This is a genomic window from Variovorax sp. PMC12 (assembly GCF_003019815.1).
Lineage (GTDB): Bacteria > Pseudomonadota > Gammaproteobacteria > Burkholderiales > Burkholderiaceae_C > Variovorax.
This window is the reverse complement of sequence record NZ_CP027773.1, coordinates 5,812,315-5,834,588: the sequence shown is the minus strand read 5'-3', so window position 1 is coordinate 5,834,588 and position 22,274 is coordinate 5,812,315. Positions and strand designations below refer to the sequence as shown.

General features: G+C 68.1%; 24 protein-coding genes. 16 read left to right on the top strand and 8 right to left on the bottom strand.

Annotated features, from left to right (window positions below):
• Positions 1 to 28: 28 nt before the first annotated feature.
• Together C4F17_RS27425 and C4F17_RS27420 are read left to right on the top strand one after the other, a co-directional pair.
• Positions 29 to 1,120: an adenosine deaminase family protein gene (locus C4F17_RS27425; RefSeq protein WP_199851904.1), complete on the top strand. Its 1,092-nt coding sequence runs from the start codon at positions 29 to 31 to the stop codon at positions 1,118 to 1,120.
• Positions 1,121 to 1,128: 8 nt separating this feature from the next.
• Positions 1,129 to 2,106 carry a Bug family tripartite tricarboxylate transporter substrate binding protein gene (locus C4F17_RS27420; RefSeq protein WP_234382443.1) on the top strand — a complete coding sequence of 326 codons (978 nt, stop codon included), beginning with the start codon at positions 1,129 to 1,131 and terminating at the stop codon, positions 2,104 to 2,106.
• Positions 2,107 to 2,133: 27 nt separating this feature from the next.
• Here C4F17_RS27420 and C4F17_RS27415 read toward each other — a convergent pair whose 3' ends face one another.
• Complete coding sequence (locus tag C4F17_RS27415; RefSeq protein ID WP_081270267.1) at positions 2,134 to 2,586, bottom strand: CBS domain-containing protein; 453 nt, start codon at positions 2,584 to 2,586, stop codon at positions 2,134 to 2,136.
• Positions 2,587 to 2,761: 175 nt separating this feature from the next.
• Between C4F17_RS27415 and C4F17_RS27410 the strand changes: the two genes are divergently transcribed.
• Together C4F17_RS27410 and C4F17_RS27405 are read left to right on the top strand one after the other, a co-directional pair.
• Positions 2,762 to 4,072 (top strand): O-acetylhomoserine aminocarboxypropyltransferase, encoded by a 1,311-nt coding sequence (locus C4F17_RS27410; RefSeq protein WP_081270266.1) that lies wholly within the window; start codon positions 2,762 to 2,764, stop codon positions 4,070 to 4,072.
• A gap of 1 nt (position 4,073) precedes the next feature.
• Complete coding sequence (locus C4F17_RS27405) at positions 4,074 to 4,892, top strand: alpha/beta fold hydrolase (RefSeq protein WP_106937350.1); 819 nt, start codon at positions 4,074 to 4,076, stop codon at positions 4,890 to 4,892.
• Between the two features lie 18 nt (positions 4,893 to 4,910).
• On the opposite strand, the gene C4F17_RS27400 is transcribed toward C4F17_RS27405, so the two are convergent.
• The 3 genes from C4F17_RS27400 to C4F17_RS27390 form a co-directional block, all read right to left on the bottom strand.
• A complete protein-coding gene (locus C4F17_RS27400; RefSeq protein WP_106937349.1) occupies positions 4,911 to 5,942 on the bottom strand; it encodes a Bug family tripartite tricarboxylate transporter substrate binding protein in 1,032 nt (343 codons plus the stop codon).
• A gap of 136 nt (positions 5,943 to 6,078) precedes the next feature.
• Entirely contained in the window at positions 6,079 to 7,068 is a 990-nt protein-coding gene (locus C4F17_RS27395) for a Bug family tripartite tricarboxylate transporter substrate binding protein (protein WP_106937348.1), read from the bottom strand.
• 8 nt (positions 7,069 to 7,076) lie between these two features.
• Positions 7,077 to 8,507 carry a M20 family metallopeptidase gene (locus C4F17_RS27390; protein ID WP_106937347.1) on the bottom strand — a complete coding sequence of 477 codons (1,431 nt, stop codon included), beginning with the start codon at positions 8,505 to 8,507 and terminating at the stop codon, positions 7,077 to 7,079.
• Positions 8,508 to 8,623: 116 nt separating this feature from the next.
• On the opposite strand from C4F17_RS27390, the gene C4F17_RS27385 reads away from it, so the two are divergent.
• Complete coding sequence (locus C4F17_RS27385) at positions 8,624 to 9,574, top strand: LysR family transcriptional regulator (RefSeq protein ID WP_106937346.1); 951 nt, start codon at positions 8,624 to 8,626, stop codon at positions 9,572 to 9,574.
• 6 nt (positions 9,575 to 9,580) lie between these two features.
• Here the strand turns inward: C4F17_RS27385 and C4F17_RS27380 are convergent, their stop codons facing one another.
• Both C4F17_RS27380 and C4F17_RS27375 read right to left on the bottom strand, forming a co-directional pair.
• Entirely contained in the window at positions 9,581 to 10,243 is a 663-nt protein-coding gene (locus C4F17_RS27380) for an NAD-dependent epimerase/dehydratase family protein (protein WP_081270261.1), read from the bottom strand.
• Between the two features lie 14 nt (positions 10,244 to 10,257).
• Positions 10,258 to 10,641, bottom strand: coding sequence for a thioredoxin family protein (locus tag C4F17_RS27375; RefSeq protein WP_081270260.1), 384 nt, complete (start codon positions 10,639 to 10,641; stop codon positions 10,258 to 10,260).
• A 113-nt stretch (positions 10,642 to 10,754) separates the two neighbouring features.
• Here C4F17_RS27375 and C4F17_RS27370 point away from each other — a divergent pair, with 113 nt between their 5' ends.
• Positions 10,755 to 11,093 (top strand): Mpo1-like protein, encoded by a 339-nt coding sequence (locus C4F17_RS27370; protein WP_081270259.1) that lies wholly within the window; start codon positions 10,755 to 10,757, stop codon positions 11,091 to 11,093.
• 5 nt (positions 11,094 to 11,098) lie between these two features.
• On the opposite strand, the gene C4F17_RS27365 is transcribed toward C4F17_RS27370, so the two are convergent.
• Positions 11,099 to 12,310, bottom strand: a complete 1,212-nt coding sequence (locus tag C4F17_RS27365) for a YihY family inner membrane protein (RefSeq protein ID WP_081270258.1) — start codon at positions 12,308 to 12,310, stop codon at positions 11,099 to 11,101.
• Between the two features lie 109 nt (positions 12,311 to 12,419).
• On the opposite strand from C4F17_RS27365, the gene C4F17_RS27355 reads away from it, so the two are divergent.
• From C4F17_RS27355 to C4F17_RS27330, 6 genes are all read left to right on the top strand, one after another.
• Entirely contained in the window at positions 12,420 to 12,839 is a 420-nt protein-coding gene (locus tag C4F17_RS27355; RefSeq protein WP_106937345.1) for a DUF2069 domain-containing protein, read from the top strand.
• Positions 12,836 to 14,263 carry an FAD-binding oxidoreductase gene (locus C4F17_RS27350; RefSeq protein WP_106937344.1) on the top strand — a complete coding sequence of 476 codons (1,428 nt, stop codon included), beginning with the start codon at positions 12,836 to 12,838 and terminating at the stop codon, positions 14,261 to 14,263. Before C4F17_RS27355 ends, C4F17_RS27350 begins: the two co-directional genes overlap by 4 nt.
• A 66-nt stretch (positions 14,264 to 14,329) precedes the next feature.
• Entirely contained in the window at positions 14,330 to 15,172 is an 843-nt protein-coding gene (locus C4F17_RS27345; protein ID WP_106937343.1) for a thymidylate synthase, read from the top strand.
• 5 nt (positions 15,173 to 15,177) lie between these two features.
• Complete coding sequence (locus tag C4F17_RS27340) at positions 15,178 to 15,699, top strand: dihydrofolate reductase (protein ID WP_106937738.1); 522 nt, start codon at positions 15,178 to 15,180, stop codon at positions 15,697 to 15,699.
• Positions 15,696 to 16,817 carry a phosphatidate phosphatase App1 family protein gene (locus C4F17_RS27335; protein WP_106937342.1) on the top strand — a complete coding sequence of 374 codons (1,122 nt, stop codon included), beginning with the start codon at positions 15,696 to 15,698 and terminating at the stop codon, positions 16,815 to 16,817. Before C4F17_RS27340 ends, C4F17_RS27335 begins: the two co-directional genes overlap by 4 nt.
• A 167-nt stretch (positions 16,818 to 16,984) precedes the next feature.
• Entirely contained in the window at positions 16,985 to 17,224 is a 240-nt protein-coding gene (locus C4F17_RS27330; protein WP_007829428.1) for a hypothetical protein, read from the top strand.
• A 33-nt stretch (positions 17,225 to 17,257) separates the two neighbouring features.
• Here C4F17_RS27330 and gdhA read toward each other — a convergent pair whose 3' ends face one another.
• Entirely contained in the window at positions 17,258 to 18,601 is a 1,344-nt protein-coding gene (gene gdhA / locus C4F17_RS27325; RefSeq protein WP_106937341.1) for an NADP-specific glutamate dehydrogenase, read from the bottom strand.
• A gap of 516 nt (positions 18,602 to 19,117) precedes the next feature.
• Here gdhA and tssB point away from each other — a divergent pair.
• From tssB to tssE, 4 genes are read left to right on the top strand one after another with little or no spacing between them, the layout of a single operon-like run.
• Positions 19,118 to 19,690 (top strand): type VI secretion system contractile sheath small subunit, encoded by a 573-nt coding sequence (gene tssB, locus C4F17_RS27320; protein ID WP_081270796.1) that lies wholly within the window; start codon positions 19,118 to 19,120, stop codon positions 19,688 to 19,690.
• 60 nt (positions 19,691 to 19,750) lie between these two features.
• A complete protein-coding gene (gene tssC, locus C4F17_RS27315) occupies positions 19,751 to 21,250 on the top strand; it encodes a type VI secretion system contractile sheath large subunit (RefSeq protein ID WP_106937737.1) in 1,500 nt (499 codons plus the stop codon).
• A 49-nt stretch (positions 21,251 to 21,299) separates the two neighbouring features.
• Complete coding sequence (locus C4F17_RS27310) at positions 21,300 to 21,782, top strand: Hcp family type VI secretion system effector (protein ID WP_081270798.1); 483 nt, start codon at positions 21,300 to 21,302, stop codon at positions 21,780 to 21,782.
• Positions 21,783 to 21,811: 29 nt separating this feature from the next.
• On the top strand, positions 21,812 to 22,270 hold the full coding sequence (gene tssE / locus C4F17_RS27305) for a type VI secretion system baseplate subunit TssE (protein WP_106937340.1): 459 nt from the start codon (positions 21,812 to 21,814) through the stop codon (positions 22,268 to 22,270).
• Positions 22,271 to 22,274 lie beyond the last annotated feature (4 nt).

Here is a 22,274-nt window from a genome sequence, read left to right as displayed (position 1 = left end):
TGAGAAGGCAATTACTAGACTGGTCAGCATGACCAGCCCCACCCCCGTCCCCTTCACGCTGGAATCGATGCTGCGGGCCATGCCCAAGGCCGAGCTGCACTGCCACCTGTTCGGCACGGTGCGCCATGAGACCTTCAAGCAGCTCAACCTGCGGGCCGGCGCGCCGCTGGCGGCCGACGAGATCGAGGGCTTCTACACGCGCGGAGAAAAACCGGTCGGCGTGCTGCGCGTGCTGCGCGCGCTCGACGCCCAGCTGGTGCGCGGCCCCGGCGATCTGTACCAGCTCACGCTCGAATACCTGCAGGACGCGGCTTCGCACAACGTGCGCTATGCGGAGTTCTTCTGGAACCCCACCGGCACGGTGCATGAATCGGGCATTGCCTATCCGATGGCGCAGGCGGCCATCGTGCGCGCCATCCACGACGCGCAGCAGGATTTCGGCATCACCGGCCGGCTCATCGCCGCCATCGACCGCGAAGCCAGCCCGCAGGCCGCGGTGGAAATGGTGGAGTGGGTCAAGGCGCACCGCTGCGACGAGGTGATCGGCATCGGCATCGACTACCGCGAGAACGACCGCCCGCCCGAGCTGTTCACCCGGGCCTATGCCGATGCGAAGAAAGCCGGCCTGAAGACCACCGCGCACGCGGGCGAGTTCGGTATGCCCTGGACCAACGTGCGCACCGCGCTCGACGTGCTGCAGGTCGACCGCATCGACCACGGCTACACGGTGGTCGACCAGCCCGACTATGCGCGCCAGTGCGCCGAGCGCGGCGTGATCTTCACCGTGGTGCCCACCAATTCGTACTACCTGCGCACGCTGCCGCCGGAGCGCTGGGCGCTGGACCATCCGATCCGCAAGATGCCCGGCCTGGGCCTGCGCATACACCCCAACACCGACGACCCGACGCTGCACAAGGTCACGCCCACGCAGGCCTGGCTGATGATGGTGCGCGACTTCGGCTTCGGCCTGGACGACCTGCGCGGCTTCATGCACAACGGCCTGGACGGCGCGTGGATCGACGACACGCAGCGCCGCGAATGGCGCACGCAATGGAGCGCCGCGTTCGACACGCTGCGCGACCGCCTCGACACCGAACCCGCCCCCACCACCCTCGAATGACCCACGCCATGAACACTCCCCGCCGCCTGCTTCTCACCGCCGCGCTTTGCGCGGCCCTGCCCACCGCGGCGCTCGCGCAGGCCTGGCCCACGGCCAAGCCCATCACGCTGATCGTTCCCTACACCGCCGGCGGCAGCGTGGACGTGAATGCGCGCCTCGTCGCGCAGCGCCTCGGCGAGCGGCTCAAGCAGTCGGTGGTCATCGAGAACGTGAGCGGTGCGGGCGGCGCCATCGGCGTGGCCAAGGCGGTGAACGCCGCGCCCGACGGCTACACGCTGGTGGTCGGCCCCGACAGCGCCATCGCCATCGGCAAGCTGGTGAACCCGACCGCCTTCCGCTTCGATCCGCTGAAAGACCTGGCGCCGGTCGGCCTGCTCAACACCGCGCCGATGGTGCTGGTGGCGCGGCCCGGCCTGGAGGCCCAGACTTTTTCCGACTTCGTGAAGCTCGCGAAGGCCAAGCCCGGCAAGTACAACTACGCGACCTCGGGCGTGGGCACGGTGCTGCAGCTGGCCATGGAGCTGCTGAAGGAGCGCAGCGGCATCTTCGTCACCCACGTGCCCTACCGCGGCGGCGCGCAGATTGCCACCGACGTGATCGGCGACCAGGTCGACCTGGCCATGCTGGTGAGCACCAGCGCCATACCGCACGTGAACGGCAAGCGCCTGAAGGCCCTTGGCATCACCAGCACCAGGCGGCTGCCCACGCTGCCGAACGTGCCCACCTTCGACGAGATGCCTGGCCTCAAGGGCTTCGACATGGTGAGCTGGACCGGCATCTTCGCGCCCGCGAAAACGCCGCCGGCGGTGGTCGCGCAGATCAACCAGGAACTCAATGCGGTGCTGCAGGAAGAAGGCGTGCGCTCCAAGCTGATGGAGCAAGGCGCGCTGCCGGGCAGCGGCACGCCGGAGTCGTTCGGCAAGTTCGTGCAGGCGGAATACGCGCGCAACCAGAAGATCGTGCAGACCGCCAACATCAAAGAGTAGGGCTCGCCTCCAACGCGGAGGCAGCGCTCAGCCGGTCTTTTCGTCTTCCGCGGGCCAGTCGCGGATGTAGGCCTTGAGCATCTTGTTCTCGAAGTTCTGGCTGTCCACCACGGCCTTGGCCACGTCGTAGAAGCTGATCACGCCCATCAGCATGCGCTTGTCCATGACGGGCATGTAGCGCGCGTGGCGCTCCAGCATGATGCGGCGGATTTCGTCGAGGTCGGTTTCCAGGGTGCAGGTGACGGGGGCGTCGTCCATGGCCTTGCGGACCAGCGTGGTGCCGACCTGGCCGCCGTTGTTGACGATGGCGACGATCACTTCCCGGAAGGTGAGCATGCCGACCAGGTCGCCGTGCTCCATGACCACCAGCGAACCGATGTCCTTTTCCGCCATGGTGTTGGCGGCGTCTGCCAGCGGGTCGTCTGGCGTGATGGTGAAGAGCGTGTTGCCCTTGACGCGAAGGATGTCGCTGACTTTCATCGTGTGCTCCTCTCGGGACTCAATCTCGGCTATCTCTGGTGTATCTGGGCGGGCCTGCCGTTTTTGAATATAGCCCACAATCGACGCCGACCTGAGCGCCCTTGTCGCGGACGCATGAATTGCAGACGTAACGGGGCATTGCCAGGAGACAACGCTCAGACACAGAAAGGCCTTCATGCCCGGTTATTCCGACCCCGGTTTCGACACCCTCGCGCTGCACGCCGGCGCCTCGCCCGACCCCGCCACCGGCGCGCGGGCCGTGCCGATCCACCTCACCACCTCCTTCGTCTTCGAGTCGAGCGACCACGCCGCCGCGCTGTTCAACCTGGAGCGCGCCGGCCACGTCTATTCGCGCATCAGCAACCCGACCAACGCGGTGCTGGAGCAGCGCGTGTCGGCGCTCGAAGGCGGCATCGGCGCCATCGCCACCGCCAGCGGACAGGCCGCGCTGCACCTGTCGGTGGCCACGCTGATGGGCGCGGGCTCGCACATCGTGGCCAGCACGGCGCTGTACGGTGGCTCGCAGAACCTGCTGCACTACACGATGCGCCGCTTCGGCATCGAGACCACCTTCGTCAAGCCCGGCGACCTGGACGGCTGGCGCAACGCCGTACGGCCCGAGACCAAGCTGTTCTTCGGCGAAACCGTGGGCAACCCCGGGCTCGACGTGCTCGACATACCGGCGGTGAGCGACATCGCCCACGAAGCCGGCGTGCCGCTGCTGGTCGACTCCACGCTCACCTCGCCCTACCTCATCAAGCCCTTCGACTGGGGCGCCGACCTGGTCTATCACTCGGCCACCAAGTTCCTGTCGGGCCACGGCACCGTGATCGGCGGGGTGGTGGTCGACGGCGGCAGCTTCGACTGGGAGAAGTCGGGCAAGTTCGCCGAGCTCACGCAGGCCTACGACGGCTTCCACAACATGGTGTTCAGCGAGGAAAGCACCGTCGGCGCCTTCCTGCTGCGCGCGCGCCGCGAAGGCCTGCGCGACTTCGGCGCGTCGATGAGCCCGCACACGGCCTGGCTCATCCTGCAGGGCATCGAGACCCTGCCGCTGCGCATGGAGCGCCACATCGACAACACGCAGAAGGTGGTCGAATTCCTGGCCGCGCACCCGTTCGTGTCGCGCGTGGGACATCCGCTGATCGAGTCGCACCCGAGCCACGCGCTCGCGCAGAAGCTGCTGCGCCACGGCGCGCGCGGCGCCGGCGCGGTGTTCAGCTTCGACATCAAGGGCAGCCGCGCGCAGGGCAAGGCCTTCATCGAAGCGCTCAAGCTGTTCAGCCACCTCGCCAACGTGGGCGACTGCCGCAGCCTGGTGATCCACCCGGCCAGCACCACCCACTTCCGCATGACCGACGAGGCGCTGGCCGGCGCGGGCATATCGCAAGGCACGATCCGCCTGTCGATCGGCCTGGAAGACGCTGCCGACCTGATCGACGACCTCAAGCGCGCGCTGAAGGCGGCGGAAAAGGCGGGTGCCTGACATGAACTACATCGTCAACGGCCACGGCACCTACTGCTACACCGGCGGCAAGCCGCTCGATCCGGCCAGGCCCACGGCCGTGTTCATCCACGGCGTGCTGAACGACCACAGCGTGTGGATCCTGCAGACCCGCTGGTTCGCCAACCACGGCTGGAACGTGCTGGCGGTCGACCTGCCCGGCCATTGCAAGAGCGAAGGCCCGCCGCCCGCCAGCGTGGAAGAGGCGGCGCAGTTCGTCATCGCGCTGCTCGACGCGGCGGGCGTGGAGAAAGCCGCGCTGGTCGGCCACAGCTTCGGCTCGCTGATCGCGCTGGAGACCGCTGCGCGCGCGCCCGGGCGCGTGTCGCACCTGGCGATGGTGGGCACGGCCTACCCGATGACGGTGTCGCCCGCGCTGCTCGACGGCGCGCTCAACGACCCGCAGCGCGCCATCGCCATGGTCAACACCTTCTCGCATGCGCTGCTGGCGCCGCCGCCCTCCTCGCTCGGGCCGGGCACGTGGCTCTACGGCAGCTCGCGCGCGCTGATGCGCCGCGTGCTCGCGAGCAACCGCGACGCCAACGTGTTCCACATCGGCTTCAAGGCCTGCAACGACTACGCCAACGGCGAAGCGGCCATGGAAAAGGTGCAGTGCCCGGTGCTGTTCCTGCTCGGCGACGCAGACCAGATGACGCCGCCGCGTGCCACCAAGGCGCTGGTGGGCAAGGCCCGCAGCGGCAAGGTGGTGACGGTGCACGCCGGCCACGCGCTGATGAGCGAGGCGCCGGACGCGGTGCTGTTCGCGCTGCGCGACTTCCTGGACGCGGCGCCTGCCGCCTGAAGCCGCCGCGCTGGCGGCTCAGTCCAGCGAGATGCCCGCGCGGTCCGCCTGCACGCGGTAGCGCGAGATCTCGCTCTCGGCCTCCTTGCGGAAGGCTTCCGGGCCGACCGTCACGGGGTCCATGCCCTGTGCGCGCAGGTTCGCCTGCAAGGCAGCGTCGTCCATGGCCCGCGTGACCGCCCGGGAAAGCGCGTCGAGCACCGGCGCCGGCGTGCGCGCCGGGGCGGCCAGCCCGAACCAGGCTTCGAACGTGGCATCGGGCAAGCCCTGCTCCGCCAGGGTGCGCACCCCGGGCAACGCACCGGAGCGTCCGGCGCCGAACACGGCCAGCGCACGCAGCCGGCCCGCATTCACGAGCGGCGCCACCGCGCCCGCCACCTCGATGCCCAGGTCCACTTCGCCGGCGCTCAGGGCCACGGCAAGCTGGCCCGTGTTGCGGTAGGGCACGGCCTGCAGCCGGATGCCCGCTGCGGCGGCGAGCATCTCGCCCGCCAGGTGCGGGCCCGACCCCGGGCCGAAGGTGCCGTAGCGAATGCGCCCCGGGTGCGCCTTGGCCGCCGCGATCAGCTCGGGCAGCGAATGCCAGGGCGTGGCCTTGCCCCCCACGATCGCGAGCGAACTGCGCGCGACGATGGCAATGGGCGCCAGGTCGCGCGCCGGGTCGTAAGGAAGCTTCTTGCGCAGCGCCGGGTTGATGCTGAAGCTGGTCGATCCCGACAGCAGCAGCGTGTGGCCGTCAGGCACCGAACGCACGACGTACTGGGTGCCGATGACGGTGGCCGCGCCCGGCCTGTTGTCGATGAACACCGGCTGGCCCAGTTCTTGGGACAGCGGCCGCGCGAGGACACGGGCCACGATGTCGCTGCCGCCGCCGGCCGTGAACGGCACCACCATGCGGATCGGCCTTTGCGGCCAGTCGCCCGTCGCAGCCGTTTGCGCATGGGCGCCCGACACCGCGGCCAGGCACAGCAGCACGCCCTGCCCCCAGCGCCGGAGGACGAGCAGGCTATGAAGAAGAACGCCGAGGATGCGGGACGAAAGCTGGGTCATGGAATCCGCGCCGGGCCGGGCGAGCGGCCCGGCCGGTTGCCGCACGGGCAACGAACAGATTTCCAGTTTGCCCCATGCGATCCATCCGTGCAGCCCGAGGGGCCGAATTCGCGTACCTGTCCTACCTGCCCGGCATCTACTCGGCGGCGATGCCCGCGCGGTGCGCCAGCGCGCGGTAGCGCGAAATCTCGCCCTCCATCTGCGCGCGGAAGGCGGCCGAGCTGATGGCCACCGGCTCCATGCCCTGCGCGCGCAGTTGCGCCTGCAGCGACGCATTGGCCATGGTGGCCGTGACCGCGCGGGCCAGCTTGTCGATCACCGGGGCCGGGGTGCGCGCCGGCGCGGCAAAGCCGTACCAGGCGTCGAAGGTGGCATCGGGCAGGCCCTGCTCGGCGAGCGTGCGCACCTCGGGCAGCATGCTGGAGCGCGTGGCCCCCACGATGCCCAGCGCACGCAGCTTGCCCGAGCGCACATGCGGTGCCACCGCCGCCACGGTGTCGATGCCCACTTCTATTTCGCCGCCGATCACGGCCATCGAACTCTGGCTGCTGCCCTTGTACGGAATGTCCTGCAGCTGGATGCCGGCCGCCAGCGCGAACAGCTCGCCCGCCAGGTGCGGGCCCGAGCCCGAGCCGAAGGTGGCATAGCGGATGCTCTTCGGCCTGGCCTTGGCGGCCGCGATGAGCTCCTGCACCGAATGCCACGGCGTGCCCTTGCCCACCACCAGCACCAGCGGCGTGCGCGCCACGATGGCGACGGGCGCCAGGTCGCGCACCGGGTCGTACGGCAGCTTGGCGCGCAGCGCCGGGTTCACGCTGTAGCTGGTCGAGCCCGAGAGCAGCAGCGTGTAGCCGTCGGGCGCGGCCTTGGCGACGGCGTCGGTGCCGATGATGGTCGAGGCACCGGGCCGGTTGTCGACGACGATGGGCTGCCCGAGCCGCTCCGACAGGGTCTGCCCCATCGCGCGCGCCACGAGGTCGGTGCCGCCGCCCGGCGGGAAGGGCACGACGAGCTTGATGGGGCGCTCGGGCCAGGCGTCCTGGGCGAACGCGGGCGCATGGGTGCCCAGCACGGCGGAAGCGGAAAGCAGCAGGCCGAAGCGGCGGCGTGAAATGGCGAGGTTCATGGTGCGAGTCAGGAGAAGGAAGAAGAAACGGATGCCGGCAGCCGCCCGGCGGCCCACGGCTCGAGCCCCGGCTCGCCCAGGTCCCAGTACAGGCCGGCCATGATCTGCAGGCCTTCGCGGGCCAGCGGCGCGAGCAGGTGCTCGTTGGGTGCGTGCTGCGCGCAGGCGGGGTACGAATGCGGCACCCACAGCGTCGGCAGGCCCAGCAGGTCGGCGAACACATCGTTGGGCAGCGAGCCCGCGAGATTGGGCAGCAGGTCCAGGCGATGCCCGCTGCTGCGCTCGATGGACTGCCGGGCCCAGCCGACCCACGGGTTTTCAACGTCGAGCCGCGTGGCCGCGCCGGTCAGCGTGATCGCCACCTCGACCTGCTCGAAACCATGCGCATCGAGATGCGCGCGCACGATCTGCCGCAGGTCCTGCCAGGGCGTGCCGACCACGAAGCGCAACTGGCAATGCGCCACGGCCTCCGAGGGAATCGCATTGACCGGCCGCACGGCGGAGCCGGCGCCGAGCGCCAGCACCTCGATGGTGTTCCAGGCCACCAGCCGCTCGGCCGGGCTCAGGCCGGGCTCGCCCCAGCCTTCGTCGACGGCGGGGTCGTCCGTGCCGCCGCCGATGGCGATGTCGGCGAGCGCGTCGCGCACCGCCTGCGAGACCGGCGGCGGGCGCAGGGCCTCGACCAGGATGCGGCCGCGCGCATCCACCAGCGAAGCCACCGCATGGCTGAGCACCGTGCCCGGGTTGACCAGCACGCCGCCCCAGTTGCCCGAGTGGTAGCCGCGCGGCCGGGCGCGCAGCCGCAGGCTGAAGTTGACCGCACCGCGCGAACCCAGGAACAGCGTGGGCCGCAGGGCGCTCACGCGCGGGCCGTCGCTGGCAATGAAGAGGTCGGCGCGCAGCTTGTCGCGCTCCTGCGCGCACACCGCGTGCAGGCCGGGCGAAGCGGCCTCCTCGCCCATCTCGACGAGCCAGGTCACGTTGTAGCCCAGGCGCCCGCCGCGCGCCTGCAGCGCAGCGGCGAGGCCGCCCAGGTTGATGCTGTGCTGGCCCTTGTTGTCGGCCGTGCCGCGGCCGTACCAGCGCTCGCCGCGCACCGTGAGCGCCCACGGCGCGAGGCCCTCTTCCCAATTCGCGTCCTGCCCGCTGACCACGTCGCCGTGGCCGTAGGTCATGACCGTGGGCAGCGACGGGTCCTCGATGCGGCGCGCGATGAGGAAGGGCCCGCCGCCGGGCACCGGATTGGCGATGACCTCGCAGGCGAAGCCGAGCGCCGAGAGGGGCGGAATCATCTCTTCGCGCAGGTAGGCCTCGAGCGCGGGCGTGGCGGCGCCGGTGTCGCTTTCGGTGCGAAAGGCGACGCGGCGCTGGAGGTCGGCGAAGAAGCCGCCGCCGTCGAAATAGGCCGTGGCGGCGGCCAGGCTGTCGGTGCGTTGCATGAAGTGTGTCCTTGTCCTTGCGTGGGGTGGAGCAAGTACAAGGCCTGAAGGCCGATGCTTCCAGCATCGTTTTGGCAAGCTACCATTGCCTTCAAGGCAACACCCATCCGGCGCACATGACCCTTCCGCTTCTCAGCATCCCGATGCGGCACTTCCTCGAAGTGGCGCGCAGCGGCTCGGTCAACCAGGCGGCGGCGCGGCTCTACGTCGCGTCGTCGGCGGTGAGCCGGCAGATCGCCAAGCTCGAGGACAGCCTGGGCACGCCGCTGTTCGAGCGGCATGCGCGCGGCATGGCGCTCACTGCGGCGGGCGAGCGGCTGGCGGCGCACCTGCGCAATGCGCAGCTCGACATCGAACAGGTGGTCGAGCAGGTGCGCGACCTCGGCGGCCAGGGAGCGCGGCGCATCCGCATGGCTTGCACCGAGGGCTTCGCGGGGCATTTCATGCCGCTGGTGATGCGCAGCTTCGAGCAGGCGCACCCCGGTTGCCAGCTCGAGCTGCACGTGGGCTCGCCCGACGGCGTGAGCGCGCTGCTGGCGCGCGGCGAGACCGACATCGGCCTCAAGTACGTGGTGGCGCCGGAACCCGGCCTGGCGATCGCACACACCGCCACCGCGCCGGTATACGCCGTGCTGCGGCCCGACCATCCGCTGGCGCGCCAGCGCGTGGTGTCGGTGGCCGACGCGGTGCGCTACCCGCTGGCGGTGGGCGACAAGGGCGTCACCGCGCGCCAGCTGTTCGACCAGGCCTGCAGCCTGCAGGGCCTGCGCTACCAGGCGATCTTCGTGAGCAATTTCTCGTCGGTGCTGCTGCCGCTGCTGCGCACGCCCGACGTCATGCTGTCGGGCCATCTCACGGTGATGCACCTGATCGACGCGGGCACGGTGGTGGCGCGGCCGTTCGCCGAAGCGCCGCTCCAGCAGCGGCAGTTGCAGGTGCTGGCGCTCGAAGGCCGCACCTTGCCGCCGCTGGCGCAGGAATTCGTCGGGCACCTGGTGGCTGCGATCGCCAGCGCGGGCCGGCGCAAGCTCGGGCGGGCACGCGCGGGCGCCGCCGCCCCTGCCTGAGAAGGCTCAGCCCAGCGCGTTGATGTCGGCCGGGTCGAGCACGACCTTGGGCGCGCCGTTGCGCGCCACGGCCAGCATCGCGCGGCCGACCTTCTCGGTGGTCGTCACCCGGTTCGGCCAGAGCCGGTAGGCCAGGCCGAGCAACGGGCCGAGCACGCGGATGGCGGCGTCGTAGAGCGGCGTCTTCGAGCGCACGCCGTGCATCGGCTGGATCATGCCGGGGCGGAACATGTAGGCCGCCTTGAACGGCAGGCGCAGCAAGGCGTTTTCGGTCGCGCCCTTCACGCGGGCCCACATGCTGGTGCCGCGCTCGCTGCTGTCGGTGCCCGCGCCGGTCACATAGGTGAAGGTCATGCCGGGGTTCAGCCTGGCGAGCACGGTGGCGGCGGCCAGCGTCAGGTCGTAGGTGATGCGCTTGTACTCCGGCTCCTTCATGCCGACCGAAGACACGCCCAGGCAGAAGAAGCAGGCGTCGAAGCCCTGGAGCTGCGGCTCGATGGCGCCGTAGTCGTACATGTCCTTGTGCACCAGGTCGCGCAGCTTCGGGTGCTGCTGGCCGGTGGCGCTGCGGCCCACGGCCACCACGCTTTCGACGTCGGGCGCGAGCAGGCACTCGCGCAGCACGCCCTGCCCCACCATGCCGGTGGCGCCGAAGATCAGGATTTTCATGGGCAGGGTTCCGGTCAGACCGTGAAGACGGCGGGCTTTTTGTTCAGCACCGCGAGCAGCAGGTCGACGTCCAGGCTCGAAGGCTTGGGCGGCTGCAGCGCCGAGAGCATGCGCGAGAGCGTCTCCGCATGCGGCAGCAGCGGGCCGAGGAAGCGCGTGCCATCCGCACCGGCCACCAGCAGGGTCGGGAAGGTCTCGACGTCGAAGGCATCGGCGATGTCGGCGTGGTCTTCGATGTCGACCCAGGCGAAGCGGAACTCCGGGTGCGCGCTCGCCACCTGCTGCAGCAGCGGCCGGTAGTCGCGGCAGGTGCCGCACCATTCGGCGCACAGGCACACGACCCACGGCGCATCGCTGGCGGGCTCGGCGGATTCTGGGGTGCTTGGAAGTGCGCTCAAGGCTGATGCGTCAAAGGTGTGATCGGAAGACCGGATGGTGCGGTCGCAAGGTCGTGGCTATTATGGACAAAGCCCTCCGCCAACGGGTTCCGGGGGCACAGGAGACTCGCACGATGAACACCACGACTGCCACGGGATCTGCCGTCGATCCGCGCCAATTCAAGAGCTTCGCGCAGTTCTATCCCTTCTACCTGACCGAGCACGCCAACCTCACCTGCCGCCGGCTGCACTTCGCGGGCTCGACGATCTCGCTGCTGTGCCTGGTGGCGCTGGTGGTCACGCTCAACCCGCTGTGGCTGCTGGCCGGGCTGGTGGCGGGCTACGGCTTCGCATGGGTCGGGCACTTCGGCTTCGAGAAGAACAAGCCGGCCTCGTTCAAGCGGCCGCTCTATTCGTTCATGGGCGACTGGGCGATGTACCGCGACATCTGGCTGGGGCGGGTGAAGATCTAGCTCTGCTAGATCAGAAGCACGTCGCCCAGCCTCAGGGAGCGCAGCGGGCCCTTCTGCCAGAGGTCTTCGAGCGGCTCGGCCCGGGGCATCAGCAGTTCCTTCAGCAGCGGCTCGATGGGGGTCGAGGGGTCGGCCAGAAGCACGTAGCGCGGATCTTCGTTGGCGGGCTCTTCCGCCAGCGGTGCGATCCAGTCGAGCGCCACCAGCGTCTCGAGCACCGGCGCGAGCTGCAGCGAATCGACCCGCATGCGCGTCACCAGCTCGGCCGCGCCCATGCCCTTGGCCGGCGTGGCGCGCGCGCGGGCCAGGTGCTGCAGCGATTCCATGGCCAGCTGCAGCGGCCAGCCGGCGGTGCCGCCGCGCCGCGCAACGCCCGTCAGCAGGCTCGGCAGATAGGCTGCTATGACCGCGCCGAGCAGCACGATCACCCAGGCCACGTAGATCCACACCAGCAGGATCGGGAAGGTGGCGAAGGCGCCGTACAGCACCGAATAGGTCGGCACCAGGCTCAGGTAGTAGCCCAGCACGCGCTTGGCGATCTCGATGGCCGCCGCCACGAAGATGCCGCCGGCCCACGCATGCGACCAGCGCACGTTGGTGTTGGGCACGTAGTGGTAGAGCGAGGCCATGCCGGCCGCGAGCAGCATGAACTCGAGGCTGTCGAAGGCCAGCTTGACCATGGTGCCGCCCACCACGTCGCGCGAGGCCGAGAACACATAGGACGTGGTTGACAGGCTCACCGCCAGGATCAGCGGCCCCAGCGTGATGGTGGCCCAGTAGATGAGCACCCGCTGCGCCAGTGGCCGCGGCGAGCGCACGCGCCAGATGTTGTTGAGCGTCTTGTCGATGGTGAGGATCAGCGCAATGGCGGTGATCAGCAGCACGATCAGGCCCGCGATGCCCAGCCCGCTGGCCTTGCTCGCGAACTGGTTCAGGTAGCCGAGCACCTGCCGCGCGATGTTGTCCGGGATCAGGCTCTCGATCAGCCAGCGCTGCAGGCGGCCCTGCATCTTGGCGAACATGGGGAACACGGTGAACAGCGCCAGCGCCACCGTGAAGAACGGCACCATCGCGATGGTGGTGGTGAAGGTCAGGCTGCTGGCCGTGAGGCCGAGCTTGTCTTCGCGGAAACGCTCGCCCAGTACCGCCGCGGTGTTGCGCCACGGAAAACGCGAAAGATCCCTCCAAAGCTGCCGACGATTCATGGCGGATATCATAGGAGTTGAACTCTCCCCCAGTCTCCGCGCACTTCGTGTCGCTGCGCCAACCCCCTCACCGGGGGCGATACCAGCGGCCCGGCAAAGCCGGTTCCGCGGTATCCCGCCAATGAATGCCAACTTGCCGCTCCCGCCCTCCTCCGTTCGCGCGACCCGCTGGGCCGCCGTGGGCAGCCTCGTCGGCCTCATCGTGCTGGGCCTGGCCTGGGAGCTGTGGCTGGCGCCGTTGCGCCCGGGCGGCTCGCTGCTGGCGCTGAAGGTGCTGCCGCTGGTCATTCCGCTCGCGGGCCTGTGGAAGAACCGCATGTACACCTACCGCTGGGTCAGCCTGATGATCTGGCTCTATTTCACCGAGGGCGTGGTGCGCGCATGGAGCGACACCAACGGCGTGGGCCAGGTGCTCGCGCTGGTCGAGGTGCTGCTGTGCCTCGTGCTCTTCGCGGCCTGCGCATGGCACGTGCGGCTGCGCCTGCGCCACGTCAAGGCCCTTGCCGCCACCGCGCGCCCACTGGAGGCTTCCACCCAATGACTTCTTCTTCCGACCTGATCGACCAATTGCGCGCCATCGTCGGCGCCCAGCACGTGCTCAACGAAGGCGACCTCACCGCCTACGAACAGGACTGGCGCAAGCGCGCGCGCGGCAAGTCGCTGGCCGTGGTGCGCCCGGCCAACACGCAACAGGTGGCCGACGTGGTCAAGGCCTGTTCCGCCGCAGGCGCGGCCATCGTGCCGCAGGGCGGCAACACCGGCCTGGCGGTCGGCTCCATCCCCGACGACAGCGGCACCCAGGTGGTGCTAAGCCTGCAGCGCCTGAACGCCATCCGCACCATCGACGCCGCCAACCTCACCATGACGGTGGAGGCCGGCTGCATTCTTCAAACACTGCAGGAAACGGCCGAGAAGGCCGGCTTCCTGTTCCCGCTGAGCCTGGCCGCAGAAGGCAGCTGCACGATCGGCGGCAACCTGGCCACCAATGCCGGCGGCACCCAGGTGGTCCGCTACGGCAACACCCGCGAGCTGTGCCTGGGGCTGGAAGTGGTCACGCCACAAGGCGAGATCTGGGAAGGCACCAGCGGCCTGCGCAAGGACAACACCGGCTACGACCTGCGCGACCTGTTCGTGGGCAGCGAGGGCACGCTGGGCATCATCACCGCCGCCACCATGAAGCTGTATCCGCTGCCGGCGGCCCAGCTCACGGCCTGGGCGGCGGTGCCTTCGCTCGACCATGCGGTCACGCTGCTGGGCCTGGCGCACAAGCACCTGGGCCCGGGCCTCACCGGCTTCGAGGTGATGGGCAAGTTCGCGCTGAGCCTGGTCGACAAGCACATGCCGCAACTGCGCGTGCCCTTCATCAACGAAGAGGCGGTGCCGTACTGCGTGCTGCTGGAGAACTCCGACAGCGAATCCGAGGACCACGCCCGCGCCCGCTTCGAGGCCCTGCTGGAAACCGCGTTCGAAGACGGCTGCGTCACCGACGCGGTGGTGGCCGAGAACCTCGCGCAGGCGCACCAGCTGTGGCACATCCGCGAGAGCATTCCGCTGGCGCAGGCCGAGGAAGGGCTCAACATCAAGCACGACATCTCGATCCCGGTGTCGCGCATTCCGGCGTTCGTGGAAGAGACCGACGCCTTGCTCAAGCGGGAGATCGAGGGCGTGCGCCTCGTGAACTTCGGACACCTGGGCGACGGCAACCTGCACTACAACGTGCAGGCGCCGGAGAACATCGACACCAAGGCGTTCCTGAAGAACGAGGAAGAGCGCATCAACACGCTGGTGTACGACGCGGTGGAGAAGTTCGGCGGCTCGTTCTCGGCCGAGCACGGCGTGGGCTCGCTGAAGGTCGACAAGCTGGAGAAGCACAAGTCGCCGGTGGCGCTGGAGATGATGCGGGCGATCAAGCGCGGGCTCGATCCGAAGAACACGCTCAATCCCGGCCGCGTGATCCGGGTCTAGGTCCGGGCATACCGCCCACCCTCGGACATTTAAAATTCAAAGTCTCCCGCCCGAAGCGCTGCCCCAATGACCTCCACGCCCACCCGCCCCGTCCGCTCCCAGTACGAAGATTTCATGCGCCACGTGGACACCCACGGCGTGTTCAAGAGCGACCGCACGGGCACCGGCACCAAAAGCGTGTTCGGCCACCAGATGCGCTTCGACCTGAACGAGGGCTTCCCGCTGGTCACCACGAAGAAGGTGCACCTGAAGTCCATCATCCAGGAGCTGCTGTGGTTCCTGACCGGCTCGAGCAACAACAACTGGCTCAAGGAGCGCGGCGTGACCATCTGGGACGAATGGGCGCGCGAAGACGGCGACCTGGGCCCGGTGTACGGCGTGCAATGGCGCAGCTGGCCCACGCCCGACGGCGGCCACATCGACCAGATCGCCGACGTCATCAAGACGCTGAAGACCAACCCCGATTCGCGCCGCATCATCGTGAGCGCATGGAACGTGGCCGAGCTGTCGAAGATGGCGCTCATGCCCTGCCATGCCTTCTTCCAGTTCTACGTGGCGCCGCCGCAGGCCGAGGGCGAACGCGGCAGGCTCAGCTGCCAGCTCTACCAGCGCAGCGCCGACATCTTCCTGGGCGTGCCGTTCAACATCGCGAGCTATGCGCTGCTCACGCACATGGTGGCGCAGCAGTGCGACCTCGACGTGGGCGACTTCATCTGGACCGGCGGCGACTGCCACATCTACAGCAACCATGCCGAGCAGGTGGCGCAGCAGCTGAGCCGCACGCCCTACCCGTACCCGACGCTGCACATCAAGCGCAAGCCCGATTCGATCTTCGACTACCAGTACGAAGACTTCGAGGTGCTGGACTACCAGCATCACGCGGCCATCAAGGCACCGGTGGCGGTGTGAACGGCATGGGCAAGCCGCGCATCAACCTCATCTTCGCGCGCGCCGCCAACGGCGTGATCGGCGCGAACAACACCATACCCTGGCACCTGCCCGAGGACATGGCGCACTTCAAGCAGCAGACAGCGGGCGCGCCGGTGATCATGGGCCGCAAGACCTGGGACTCGCTGCCGCCGCGCTTCCGGCCGCTGCCGGGCCGGCAGAACATCGTGGTGACGCGGCAGGCCGACTGGCGCGCCGACGGCGCCCTGCAGGCGGGCAGCCTGAACGATGCGTTCGCGCTCTGCGAGGCGTCTTCGCCCGCCGAGGTGTGGGTCATCGGCGGCGCGCAGATCTACGCCGAGGCCGAGCCGCTGGCACAGCGCGCGGTCGTCACCGAGCTTGCGCGCGAATACGAAGGCGACGCGCACGCGCCCGTGCTCGATGCCGCCGCATGGCGCGAGACACGACGCGAATCGCACGTCTCCGCCAAGGAAGGCATCGCCTTCGACTTCGTCACCTACGAACGCGCCACCACCAGCCATACATGAGCGAAGGCGCCCCGCATCCGACGACGACCACGCCGGACCTGCGGCGCCGGTCGTTGGTGGCGGGTGCGGCGCTGCTTGCGGGCCTCGCGCCGCTGCAGGGCCTGCGGGCCGCCGAGCCGCTGGAGCCGGACGAAGAAGCGCTCTTCATGAACGGCACGGCGCGTCTCACCGCCGATGGCCGGCTCGAGGTCGACGTCCACGCCTGGATCTTCGAGCGCGAACACCGCTGGGGCCTGGACAGCGCGCTCGCCCGCTACCTCGGCCTGAGCCTGCGAAAGCTATCGCCGGCGGCAAGGCTGCGCTTCAGCCAGCGCACCGCGCTGTTCCACGCGGAGTCGGAAGAAGACAAGGTCATCGACGTCGTCTTCGACGGCAGCCCCACGCGCATCACCATGCCGGCCTCGGGCAAGGACGGGCGCAGCAACCTTCGCATCGTGATCGACGCGCCGCACGATACGCGCGAGTGGGTGCGCTACCACGGCGTGACGGGGCCGGGCGAGCTGCTGCATCGATTCAGGGGCGAGGCGCTGGTGGTGCCTGAGGAAGGCGTGTCGGTCATCTCGGACATCGACGACACCATCAAGCGCACGCAGGTGCGCGACCGGCGCGAGATGCTGCTCAACACCTTCGCGCGCCGCTTCGAGGCCGCGCCGCGCATGGCCGACTGGTATCGCGCGCTGGCGCAGGCGCCCGGCGCGCGCTTCCACTATCTCTCGTCGAGCCCGATACAGCTCTACCCGGCGCTCTCGGACTTCATCCGCAGCGCCGGCTTTCCCGCGGGCAGCATGCATCTGCGCGAGAGCACGACATGGCGCACGCTGATTCCCGGCGACGAGGATTCGCGCGCGCACAAGCTCGGCACGATCGAGCGGCTGCTGGCCGAGTTTCCGCAGCGCCGCTTCGTGCTGGTGGGCGACTCGGGCGAAGCCGATCCGGAAATCTATGCGCATGTCTTTCGCGCGCACCAGGCACGCATCGACAGCATCGTGATCCGCGACGTGACCGGCGAAGGTCGCACCAGCGATCGCTATCGCGCGACCTTCGACGGCATCGAGCCGGTGCGCTGGCATCTCGTGATGCCCGACACCACGGCGTGGCCCGCGCAGGCGCTGAACTGACGAGCGGTTGCGCCCTCAAACAAACTGGCACCTTCGTCGCACACCACCAAACAAAGGAACACTTCGGTACACGCGATGAAAGGCATGCGCGCCGCAGGGTTTAGACAACGCTAATTGTTTGTGCGCAAAATGTGCCGTCAACGCCTCAACCCAAAAGGAGACGGCTCATGTCCATGGAATTTCTTCGGGTCATCGCCGAGCAGAAATTGCCATACGTCATCCACACGCCCGCGGACATCGACAGGTTGCGCGTGCTGCGTGCGGCCGAACTGGTAACTGCCTTCATCCCCCCGTCGGACCGCGCACCCGATGCGCGCGCCATCCGTCAGCTGGCCCAGGTGGAATCGATCACCGCCAAGGGCAAGCTGGCACTCAACAAAGCCACGTCGGCATTCATCGAGCTCTGAGCGCGTCGCGTCGCGTCGGGCCGCAGTGTCCCGTCAGACCACGCCTTGCGCCAGCATCGCGTCGGCCACGCGCACGAAGCCGGCGATGTTCGCGCCGTCGACGTAGCTCACGCTGCCGTCCTTGCGCGCGCCGTAGTGCAGGCACGACTCGTGGATGCCCTGCATGATCTGCAGCAGGCGGGCATCGACCTCGTCGCGCGTCCATGACAGGCGCGCGGCGTTCTGGCTCATCTCCAGCCCCGAGGTTGCCACGCCGCCGGCGTTGCTCGCCTTGCCCGGCGCGTACAGCACGCCGTGGCCTTCGAACACCTTCACCGCGTCCATCGTCGAGGGCATGTTGGCGCCTTCGGCCACGCAGACCACGCCGTTCTTCACGAGCATGCGCGCGTCTTCCTCGTCGAGTTCGTTCTGCGTGGCGCTCGGCAGCGCGACGTCGACCGGCACGTGCCACGGCGTGGCGCCGGCCACGAAGCGCGCGCCGGTGCGCTGCGCATAGTCGCTGACGCGGCCGTAGAGGTGGTTCTTGACGTCCATCAGCACCGCGAGCTTCTCGGGCGTGAAGCCGTCCTCGTCGACCACGGTGCCGCTCGAATCCGACACCGTCACCACCCTGGCGCCCAGCGCCATCGCCTTCTCGATGGTGTACTGCGCGACGTTGCCGGCGCCCGAGACGCTCACCCGCATGCCTTCGAAGCCCCGGCCCTTGCGCTTGAGCATCTCCTGCGCGAAGTAGACGTTGCCGTAGCCGGTGGCCTCGGGGCGGATCAGCGAGCCGCCGAAGCTCAGGCCCTTGCCGGTGAAGACGCAGTCGGCGCGGTTGGTGAGCTTCTTGACCATGCCGGCCATGAAGCCGACCTCGCGCCCGCCCACGCCCACGTCGCCCGCGGGCACGTCGGTGTCGGAGCCGATGTGGCGGAACAGTTCGCTCACGAAAGCCTGGCAGAAGCGCATCACCTCGCCCTGGCTCTTGCCCTTGGGGTCGAAGTCGGCGCCGCCCTTGCCGCCGCCCATGGGCAGCGTGGTCAGCGCGTTCTTCAGGGTCTGCTCGAAGGCCAGGAACTTGAGGATCGACAGGTTCACCGACGGGTGGAAGCGCAGCCCGCCCTTGTACGGGCCGATGGCCAGGCTGTGCTGGATGCGGAAGCCCCGGTTGACCTGCACCTCGCCGTGGTCGTCGACCCAGGACACGCGGAACATCACCACCCGCTCGGGTTCGACCAGCCGCTCCAGCAGGCTGTGGGCGGTGTACTTCGGGTGCTGCTCGATGTAGGGCCAGAGGCTTTCCATGACCTCGGTCACGGCTTGCAGGTACTCGGGCTGTCCGGGGTTGCGTTGGGCGACATGTGCCAGGAAACCCCCGACGGATGCGTGCTTCATTCCAGTCCTTCTCTTTTCCAAATTGGTGCATAACCTTATGCGAATCTTGCATTTTGCATGATTCATGAACCAATTGGAGGCGCAAACCCCTTTCAGGTGCACGCGAAATGGCGTCGAAGCCGATTTATGCCCCAAAGGAGGTCAACAGCCGGTCTCGGGCTTTTTTCCTCACGCGCGCGATAGCGCCGCGCCCGGCCCCTTGTCATTGGACTTTGGTCCGATGCGCCGCACGCCCCATCGGCCTAGCATTTGGTCACCAATTTCTGTGACAAAGCTCTCATATATGTAACTTTTTCCGGGCTACATCTTTGTTTTGATTGAGTTTTCTCTCTCGAAAACAGGCCTCCTCCCCAATTCTGGGGATTGTTAGTAAATATCTCGATTTGTATCTTCCGTTCGTCTTTGATGCATGCCGGGACGGTAACGGCAACGGGCAGCGCGCCGCCGAACGGGGCGAAGGGCGCCGAAAACTTCAACGTGTGTTCCTGTCAATTCAACCTTTTCTGAGAGCGAAAAATGTCGAATAGCTTGCAAAAATGGGTCGGCCGCAATCGCCCGCCGCGCGTCCAGATCACCTATGACGTCGAGATCGGCGACGCCGTCGAAAAGAAGGAGCTGCCGCTGGTCGTGGGCCTGCTGGCCGACCTGTCGGGCCAGCCGGTGCAGCCGCTGCCCAAGCTCAAGGAGCGCCGCTTCGTCGAGGTCGACCGCGACAACTTCGACGAAGTGCTCGGCAACATCTCGCCCCGCCTCGACCTGTCGGTGCCCGACACCATGAAGGGCGACGGCAACCTGAAGATCGAACTGAACTTCAAGGAATTCGGCGACTTCCACCCCGAAGCCATCGTGAGCCAGGTGCCCCGCCTGGCCAAGCTGCTCGAAGCCCGCCAGCAACTGCGCGACCTGCTGGCCAAGCTCGACGGCAACGACGAACTCGACGACCTGCTCGAGAACGTGCTGAAGAACACCGAAGACCTCAAGGCCGTCCAGAGCCAGGCCAAGGCCGAAGCCGCTCCCGCCGCCGCAGCCCCGCAGGCAGCCGCCGCGGAAACCCAGACGTCCCCCGAAGCCGAAGCACCGGCTGCGTGATCAACCACGCCGGCCGCGGCCCCACGGGCGCGAACCGGCAAATCCTGAATGGTGATAGAGATGGCCAACAAATCCAAAGCCGCAGAAGCCGGCAGCGCAGGTACCACCGTCACGACCAGTGACATGAGCCTGCTCGACAAGATCGTCTACGAAGGCAAGATGACGACCGAGCCTTCGCAGGGCGCCTACGCGAAGAAGCTGATCGGTCAGCTCGCCTCGCAGATCCTCGACGAAGGCATGAAGACCAGCCCCGACAAGGGCGTGGTCACCCTGATCAACGAGCGCGTCGCCGAAATCGACCGCCTGCTGACCGACCAGCTCAACGCGATCCTGCACGCCCCCGAGTTCCAGGCCCTCGAAGGCTCCTGGCGCGGCCTGCGCGACATGGTGTTCGGCACCGAGACCGGCAGCAACCTGAAGCTGCGCCTGCTCAACGTGAGCAAGAAGGACCTGCTCAAGGACCTGGAGACCGCCGTCGACCACGACACCAGCGTGCTCTTCAAGAAGATCTACGAAGAGGAATACGGCACCTACGGCGGCCACCCCTACTCGCTGCTGATCGGCGACTACTACTTCGGCCGCCACCCGCAGGACATCGCCCTGCTGGAGCGCGTCTCCCGCGTGGCCGCAGCCGCGCACGCCCCCTTCATCGCCGCCGCCGCACCGGCGCTGTTCGACTTCAAGTCGTTCACCGAACTCGGCATTCCGCGCGACCTGTCCAAGACCTTCGAGAGCGCCGAGCTCGCCTCGTGGCGCAGCTTCCGCGAATCGGAAGACTCGCGCTACGTGTCGCTGGTGCTGCCCAGCTACGCCGCCCGCCTGCCCTACGGCGCCAAGACCAACCCCGTCGAGAACTTCAACTACGAAGAAGACGTGGACGGCTCCGACCACGGCAAGTACCTGTGGGCCAACGCGGCCTACCAGTTGGGCCTTCGCATCACCCAGGCGCACTCGCTGTACGGCTGGACCACGGCCATCCGCGGCGTCGAGGGCGGCGGCAAGGTCGACGGCCTGGTGGCCCATGCCTACAAGACGGACGAAGGCGACATCGCACTGAAGCCGCCGACGGAAGTGACCATCACCGACCGCCGCGAAAAGGAACTGAGCGACCTGGGCTTCATCGCGATCGTCAATTCCAAGGGTTCGAACACCGCCGCCTTCTTCGGCGGCCAGACCGTGAACAAGCCCAAGGTGTACGACAAGGACGCGGCCAACGCCAACGCGGCCGTCTCGGCGCGCCTGCCCTACATCCTGGCCGCCTCGCGTTTCGCGCATTACCTGAAGGTGATCGTGCGCGACAAGATCGGCAGCTTCCAGACGCAGGCCGACATGCAGAAGCACCTGAACAACTGGGTGGCCAACTACGTGCTGGTGAGCCCCTCGGCGCCGCAGGCCATGAAGGCCAAGTACCCGCTGAGCCAGGCCCGCGTTGACGTGACCGAAGTGCCGGGCAAGCCGGGCTCGTACCGCGCCATCGCCTTCCTGAAGCCGCACTTCCAGCTCGAGGAACTCTCGGCCTCGATCCGCCTGGTGGCCGACCTGCCGGCCGCGGCCGCCTGACCACCCCGACATCCACGTCTACCTACAGACAGACTGAAAGAGCTTTCACATGCCTATCTACCTCAAGATGCCCGGCGTTACCGGACAGACCCAGATCGAGGGCCACAAGGACGAAATGGAAGTCCAGAGCTTCCAGTTCGGCGCCGGCCTCGCCGTGACCTCGGGCACCTCCAACCAGGAGCGCACCGCGGGCAAGCCCAGCTTCTCCGAAATCACGGTGACCCGCACCACCGACTCCGCCACGCCCCAGCTGATGCAGAAGCTCGCCGGCGGCGAGGTGTTCGCGGGCGACACCATCATCACCTTCCCGCGCGAAGACAAGAGCGGCCTGCTGCCACTGATGGTCGTGACCCTGACCGACGTGATCCTCAGCGGCTTCTCGGTGTCCAGCGGCGGCGACCTGCCGCAGGAGAGCATCTCGCTGAACTACGCGGCCATCAAGGTCGAATACACCAAGCAGAAGGAAGAAGGCGGCCAGGAAGGCGTCGCACCGTTCGGCTGGGATCTGTCGAAGAACACCGCGGTCGCGTGACGGCCCGACGCTGACGTCCGGCGCCCACCGTGTCCGAACTTGTCAAAGGGGGCGTCCTGCCCCTGTTCGACCGGCTGGCGTCGGCGCTGTCCGAGCACGCCCATGGGGTTCACCTGGAGACGATGGAGTCCGTGCAGGACTCCATCGGCCGTGAGCTGCGCCAGCTGTTCAACACGCGCTCGCCGCTGTCGGTGGCCGACTACGCGCAGGGCAGCGGCACGGTGCTGGAGTACGGCATTCCCGATTTCTCCTCGCTCAGCGCGCAGAACGCCACCGACCTGCAGCAGCTGGCCGCCGTGCTGCGCCAGGCGGTGCAGCGCTACGAGCCGCGCCTGTGCGACGTGAGCGTGCAGGTGAGCGCCACGCCCAACCGGCATGAAGTCGCGCGGGTGCGCATCGGTGCGCAGGCGCGCGCCGGCCTGGCGCTGCGCCGCGTCGACTTCGAGATGCTGCTCGGCACGCCGGACAGCCTGATGAAAGTCGCCTGACGTG